Source organism: Flavobacterium sp. HSC-32F16 (assembly GCF_024171645.1).
GTDB lineage: Bacteria > Bacteroidota > Bacteroidia > Flavobacteriales > Flavobacteriaceae > Flavobacterium.
Window position 1 is genome coordinate 1,105,148 of record NZ_JALKAC010000002.1, and the last position, 7,038, is coordinate 1,112,185.

The following is a 7,038-nucleotide window of genomic DNA, read 5'->3' on the forward strand; positions in this document are numbered from 1 at the left end:
ATAAGAATTTTATTAAACGTATTAAGATGCCAGTTGTTACATTGACAATTTATTAAGAATTCAAAATGTATTCTAAATTAGCTTCGATCTCGTCATTGATATAGCTTTCTTCTAAAAGAGAATCAGATAAAAGTTTTTTATTTTCCTGCAGTTTGATAATTTTTTCTTCAACTGTGTTTTTCGAAATAAAACGAACAACGTTTACTTTATTTAACTGCCCAATTCGGTGTGCCCTTCCAACTCCTTGTTTTTCTGCAAAAGGATTCCACCACGGGTCTAAAAATAAAACATAAGAAGCCTTTGTAATATTCAAACCAACTCCTCCTGCTTTGAGCGAAATAAAAAATAATAATGGTTCTTCTTTTTCCTGAAACAATTTTACCTGCTGTTCTCTTTTGCCGGCTGGAGTTTCACCGGTAATTTCACAAAAGGATATTTTATTTTCTTTGCACCAATCTGTATAAAAATTCAAATTGGTAACAAACGAACTGAAAATGATTACTTTCTGTTTTGCTTTTACCAAGTTTTCTAAGTAATTGGTAACGGCAGTATATTTCCCTGAATCGATTTCAGATTCCTGATCGACCATTTTTGGGTGGTTGCTCAATTGTCTTAATTTCATCAGCGTATTAATAATACTGATTTTATCCGGACCAGAACCATCGGTTTTCAATAAAAAGTTTCGCGCTTTTGATTTTTCTTTTTCGTATAATTTTTCCTGTTCAGGATCCATATCGCAATAGTAAATCTGCTCTGATAATTCGGGTAAATCTTTTAAAACCTGCTCTTTAGTTCTTCTTAAAATATAAGGCTGAACGAGATTTTTCAATTCAGATAAAACATCTTCATTCTGTTTTTTCTCAATTGGGTTTTTAAAATTATCAACGAAAAAATTATAAGTTCCCAAAATATCCGGATTTATAAACTGCATCTGCGACCATAAATCGTCAAGCGAATTTTCGATTGGCGTACCGCTCAGCGCAATTTTGTGTCCCGTACTTATTTTATTAATGGCTTTAAAAATCTTAGAATTTTTATTTTTGATGTATTGACTTTCGTCCAAAATCAAATAGCGGAAATCATATTTTTCTAAAATTGAAATGTCGCGATGAATAATGCTGTAACTCGTAAAAATCAAATCAGTTGTGGCTAATCTGCTCGCTAATTGTTTTCTGTCATTGCCCACATATTGCATTCTCGAAAAATGCGGTGTGAATTTTCCACTTTCGTTAAACCAGTTAAAAACCAATGACGAAGGCAGAACAATCAAAGCTTTAAGAGGTTCTCTTTCGATTGTGGTTTCATTTGCAAACAAATCAAAATTGGTCGTTTTTTTAGTGAATCCCAATTGTTCCTGAACGGCAACCAAAACGGCTAATGTCTGCAATGTTTTTCCAAGTCCCATGTCATCGGCCAGACAAGCGCCCAAATTGGAATTAAAATGTCCTAAAAGCCATTTCACACCATCAATTTGATATGGTCTTAAAGTTGCTTTTAATAAATCAGAAGCGATATATTCAGCTTTATAGGTTACATCATCTTTGATTTCGGGAATGGCGTCCAGAGCTGTAAAATTACTTTTGCGCAAAAGTAAAGTACCGCTTTCTATTTTTGCCAGTTTTGCCAGCGAACCGTATTTACTGAACCATTCCAGCGGAATCAGGAAATAATTCCCGTCAGGCAGAGGAAATAGTCTTTCTTTACTCTTTATATTAGGAATAATTTCACTGAAATTGATTTTATATGATCCAACGGTAATAATTATTTTAATGTCAAACCAATCTCCATTTGTGTCTTTTGAAGCCGAAATAGTATGGTTTTCTGTAATGATTTCTTTGCTTTCCAGTTTTAAATTTTGAATATCAAAACCTAAGCTTTCCAGCTTTTCTTTATTGTCAATTATCAATTGAATATTGATATAAGGGTCAGAACTTTCGGTTTCAGAATTCAGGCCAAATAGTTCGTTTTTGATTTTTACTAAACCAATTTCGGCCAATTTGTCTACATATAAATTTTCATCATCATTTCGTTTAAACTGAATTATTTTAGGTTCATTGGCAATACTGAAATCTACAAACGAATGTGTTTTTTTGGTTTTACTTACGTCAAAAGAATATCCGTTATAATCAAAATAAAGGTTGAGGTAATAACAGTTTTTAAAGAAATCATAAACCGGCTGAATCGTGCAGGAAACTAATTTGTCGCGAAGTTCTATTTCGAAACCGGCTGCTTCAATGTCAATCTTTTTAGCTATCTCAGGAATAAAACTTTTGAAATAATCATCGACTAATTTAGATGGAATTTCAATTGATTTTTTCTTTAAAAAAGGCATCAGTTTTTTAGCATTAAGGGCTGTTAACTGACCTAGTTTTTTATTGATAATTAACCAGCCCGGTTCATCTAAAAGGATATCTGCACTACTGTTCATTGGAAAAAAAGCCGTTTCGTTTTCTTTTAATGAAAGAGTATAGGTAATACCTTCAGCGTGTTTGTCAAATTGAATTTGAGGTTCAAAATAAAGCGGCTTTACATCGACCTTTGAGCGATAAAAATCTTTTTCAGGTCCAATGTTGAGGCACAATTGAAATTGCTCTTGCACTATCAAACTGAAAAATGAACTTAAATGAAATTTTAAATGCTGACGGATTGCAAATTCAATTTTGGAATCCTTTTGCAAATCAGCAATAGTTTTTGCGGATTTGACTTTAACACTGAATTTTTTAAAGATAAATTCAGGTTTTAAAGATTCACAGGCATTCAGTATTTTTTTTGTATTAGAATCTAACTCGTCAAAAATAATCCCGAAGCTTTGCATTACGCCGGGGCTTGCTTTTTTGTCCAGATATTTAATTTCGCTGGTATTTTCAACGATGTAGGATGTTGGGATATAGGCATTCAGATTTTTTTCAAAACTGATGTCAAAACAAAATTGATATGATTTTGAAGGTTCCAAGGTATAGGGATTTGGTTGGCTTGTAAATTAGGAATTGGGCTAAAAAAATAAAGAGTTTTCAAAATATCGATAATTTGAAAACTCTTTTTAAATGAATTTATATCACTTATATGATGAAAAAATTAGTTTTCCTGTTTAAAGCAAAGCGGAATAATTTCACCTTTTGCTAAACAGTATTTTTCTACTAATTCTGGTGCAATTTTATTGGTGTAATCTTCTTCAATTACAATAAAGCCAATGCTTCTTAATTTGTCGAAATAGTCGCGTCCGTAAATACGAACGTGATCGTATTGCCCGAATATTTTAGCACGCTCTTTTTGATCTGTAATTGAATCATCTGCGAAAGTAACTTCACGGTTTAAATCTTGTGGAATTTGTAAAATCGCCATTCCGCCCGGTTTTAAAACGCGGAATAATTCCTGCATTGCTTTTGTATCATCCGGAATATGTTCTAAAACGTGATTACATAAAATCACATCATATTCGTTGTCTTTAAATGGTAAATTGCAGATATCTGCTTTTACATCTGCCAAAGGCGAAAATAAATCGGTTGTCGTGTAATCCAGGTTTTTCTGCTTGCGGAATCTTTTATAAAAAGCTTGTTCCGGCGCAAAATGAAGTACTTTTTTCGGCGCCGTAAAAAAATCAGTCTGATCGTTTAAATACAGCCAAAGCAAACGGTGTCTTTCTAACGAAAGTGTACTTGGCGAAAGCACATTGTTACGTTGTTTTCCGTATCCGTAAGGAAGAAAAGATCTAAAACTTCTGCCATCAATAGGATCTGTAAATTTACTTCCTTTTAATGATAAAGCTAAAATAGGACGCGCCACATAACTCAAACGAATTAATAAAGGACGCGGGATTGTATTAAGTACAAGTTTAAAAAGTTTCTTCACGGTTAAATAAATTTGAACACGAATTTCACAAATTGACACGGATTAATACTGTGGTGAAATTTCACGAACTTTTGATTTGGGTTAAAGTATTATTCTTTTGTATTTAAGGCTGTCTTCTCCAAAATTGACTAATAGGCCTAATTTATTTTTTGATGCAGCCAAATAATTTAATGTCTGCTTGATTTCACTTGTTGTTAATGTTGTAATCGCTTTAAGCTCTAAAATAATTTCATCGAAAATAACGAAGTCTGCAAAATAGTAACTTGGTAATACAATGTCTTTGTAAGTAATATTATATCTTAATTCACGATTGTAAGGGATCTCATTTCGTTTAAACTCATATTCTAAAGCGTCTCCATAAACCTTTTCACTATGTCCTTTTCCTAATATTTTATGGACTTCCATACAAATCCCAATAATTTTATAGGATTCATCTCTTAAATATAATTCACTCATTATTCATTCAGCCTTTTCATTCTGTGAAATTTTACGACAACATAAATCCGTGCAAATTCGTGTTATAAAACTAACGGCACTTTTCTGAATTCATCTTCTTCATTGCTTTCGATTCCTAGAGCTTTGTAGATGTATTGGAAAGTAGATAATAATTCTGGTTTACCATCGATTAATGCCACATCGTGTTCAAAATGCGCACTTGCTTTTCCGTCTGCCGTTGTAATTGTCCAGCCGTCTTTGTGTTGTTTGATGTTTCTTGTTCCCATATTAATCATAGGTTCAATGGCAACGACCATTCCTTCAACAAAAAGTTTTCCGCGTCCGCGTTTTCCATAGTTTGGCATTTCAGGTTCTTCGTGCATTTTTTGACCAACACCGTGTCCAACTAATTCACGAACTACACCGTAACCATGAGCTTCAGTATATTTTTGAATCGCATTTCCAACATCTTCTACGCGATTTCCGGCTTTAAATTCTCTAATTCCAACGTAAAGAGATTCTTTAGTTACCTGTAAAAGTTTTTTAACTTCAGGTGCAACTTCTCCAATTTCGAAACTATAAGCATGATCTCCGTGATAACCATTTTTGAATGCGCCGCAATCCACAGAAATTACATCTCCGCTTTGTAAAGGTGTATTATTCGGAATTCCGTGTACAACCTGAGAGTTTGGACTCATGCAAAGTGAATTCGGGAAACCATACAATCCTAAGAAACTAGGAACTGCACCGTGATCACGAATGAATTCTTCGGCTAATTTATCTAGATATAATGTAGTAACTCCTTCTTTAATTTCAGAAGCAATCATTCCTAATGTTTTCGACACGATTAAAGCACTTTCGCGCATTAATTCGATTTCTTCTCTGGTTTTTTGGATGATCATATTTTTCAGATTTTCAGTTGGCAAAAGTACAATTTTTATCTCATTTTTTGATTAAATTTTTTTGTCGCGAATAAGGTTTTTTCGTCACGAATTTCACGAATGAGCCCAAATTACTTTGTCTTAAAATTATTCAAAGATTATAATTTGTCCTCATTCGTGAAATTAGTGGTAAATTCTTTCATTGTGATGAGCTGTGTTTTTAGTTTATTATCTCATAAAAAAGCCCTAAATTAGTAGTAAAAACGTGTAAAATCATGAAAACTACTATAGATCCAGATATATCAAAAGTAAAAGCTTTACGAAGAATGAAAGGAAATGCTTTGTCACTTTTAGGCTTTGCAGTGCTTCTTTTTATAATTGCTATCTATTTTAAAATTCCAATGCTGCAGGCTTTTAGCGAAGCGGCAATGGTTGGGGGAATTGCCGATTGGTTTGCGGTTGTGGCTTTGTTTCGTCATCCGCTTGGTATTCCGATTTGGCATACGGCTATTATTTCAACAAAGAAAAATGAAATTGGAGAAAATCTGGGAAACTTCGTTTCAGAAGAATTTTTGAATAGGGAAAAACTAGAAATTAAACTTGATGAATTCAACTTTGCCACAAAAGCTTCGGAGTGGCTTTCGCAAGAAGAAAATGCCCATAATATTGCCAATGTGGTTGCAGTAAATATTATTCCTGGAATTTTAAAAACCATAAAAGACGAGGATATTAAAAGGTTTATTCAGGTTCAATTCAAGGAAAAACTCGAAGCCATAAATTTTGGAGATTGGATTGCTCTGGCTTTAGAACCTTTGCATAAGGGAAATGTAAAAGATCAATTGCTTACCAATCTTCTGGAAGTTATAAGTTCTGAATTAACAAATAATAAAGATTTGATTCGGAAAAAAGTAAAAGCTTCAACGCCTTTTTTGAGTTTTGGTCTTGCTGATAAAAGTATTACGGAAGGCGTTTTTAATGGTTTGCAGGATTTTTTAAACGAAGCTAAAAAACCGGAAAGTGAAATCAGGCTTAAAATAGATGAATATGTCTATGATTTTCTTGAAAAAGTTAAAAACTCTGAAGAAATGCGAATTAAAATCAACGATATGATTTTAAGTTTTGCAGGAAAAAAAGAAGTTCAGGATTACATCAGCGGCATTTGGGATGAAATAAAACTTTCTATAAGTAATGATTTGGATAAAGGTGATGAATCTTCAATTAAAAAAAGTATTTCAAATCTAATTCAAACTTTTGGAAACGGAATCAAAGAAGATTCAATTATGATTGATAAAATCAATAATTTTATTAAAAATGATTTGCTTTCAGTTCTTTTGAATAATAAAAAAGTAATTGGAGATTTAATTTCGTCAACAGTAAAAAGCTGGGATGGAAAAGAGGTTTCTGAAAAACTGGAATTAGAAATAGGGAAGGATCTTCAATACATCAGAATTAACGGAACTTTAGTCGGAGGGATTATCGGACTTATAATTTATGGTGTAGAGCAGCTTTATCATTTTGTTTTTTAAATCATACAAATGATATAAGTAAATATAAATTCGGGCTGTTTTCTTTGCAAAAAGAAAAACCATATAAGTAATATAAGTTTAATTAAACTTTTGTGAGCTTCAATTAAATGAACTTATATCACTTATATGGTTTGAAAAATTACAAATCAAGTTTTACATTCTGGTATAAAATAGTTCTCGCAAAGAAGCAGAGACGCAAAGTTTATTATCTATTGCAACTTAGCGTCTTTGTGAGATTTTTTAAGTTCAATTTTAAATGAACTTATATCACTTATATGGTTTGAAAAATTACAAATCAAGTTTTACATTCTGGTATAAAATAGTTCTCGCAAAGAAGCAGAGACGCA

At 32.5% G+C, this 7,038-nt stretch carries 5 protein-coding genes; 1 reads left to right on the top strand and 4 read right to left on the bottom strand.

Annotation, left to right across the window (positions count from 1 at the left end; translation table 11 throughout):
* Positions 1-52 precede the first annotated feature (52 nt).
* The 4 genes from L1276_RS11410 to map all read right to left on the bottom strand — a co-directional run bounded on the left by L1276_RS11410 (position 53) and on the right by map (position 5,186).
* Complete coding sequence (locus tag L1276_RS11410) at positions 53-2,953, bottom strand: DEAD/DEAH box helicase (protein ID WP_253787832.1); 2,901 nt, start codon at positions 2,951-2,953, stop codon at positions 53-55.
* Positions 2,954-3,075: 122 nt separating this feature from the next.
* Complete coding sequence (locus L1276_RS11415; RefSeq protein ID WP_253787834.1) at positions 3,076-3,849, bottom strand: methyltransferase domain-containing protein; 774 nt, start codon at positions 3,847-3,849, stop codon at positions 3,076-3,078.
* Positions 3,850-3,930: 81 nt separating this feature from the next.
* Positions 3,931-4,305: a GxxExxY protein gene (locus tag L1276_RS11420; protein WP_253787836.1), complete on the bottom strand. Its 375-nt coding sequence runs from the start codon at positions 4,303-4,305 to the stop codon at positions 3,931-3,933.
* Positions 4,306-4,367: 62 nt separating this feature from the next.
* Complete coding sequence (gene map / locus L1276_RS11425; RefSeq protein WP_253787838.1) at positions 4,368-5,186, bottom strand: type I methionyl aminopeptidase; 819 nt, start codon at positions 5,184-5,186, stop codon at positions 4,368-4,370.
* Positions 5,187-5,440: 254 nt separating this feature from the next.
* Here map and L1276_RS11430 point away from each other — a divergent pair, with 254 nt between their 5' ends.
* Positions 5,441-6,691: a DUF445 domain-containing protein gene (locus tag L1276_RS11430; protein ID WP_253787839.1), complete on the top strand. Its 1,251-nt coding sequence runs from the start codon at positions 5,441-5,443 to the stop codon at positions 6,689-6,691.
* Positions 6,692-7,038: the final 347 nt, after the last annotated feature.

Coding starts and splice junctions, on each gene's coding strand:
- L1276_RS11420 (WP_253787836.1), bottom strand. CDS start 4,305: ATGAGTGAATTATATTTAAGAGATGAATCCTATAAAATTATTGGGATT.
- map (WP_253787838.1), bottom strand. CDS start 5,186: ATGATCATCCAAAAAACCAGAGAAGAAATCGAATTAATGCGCGAAAGT.
- L1276_RS11430 (WP_253787839.1), top strand. CDS start 5,441: ATGAAAACTACTATAGATCCAGATATATCAAAAGTAAAAGCTTTACGA.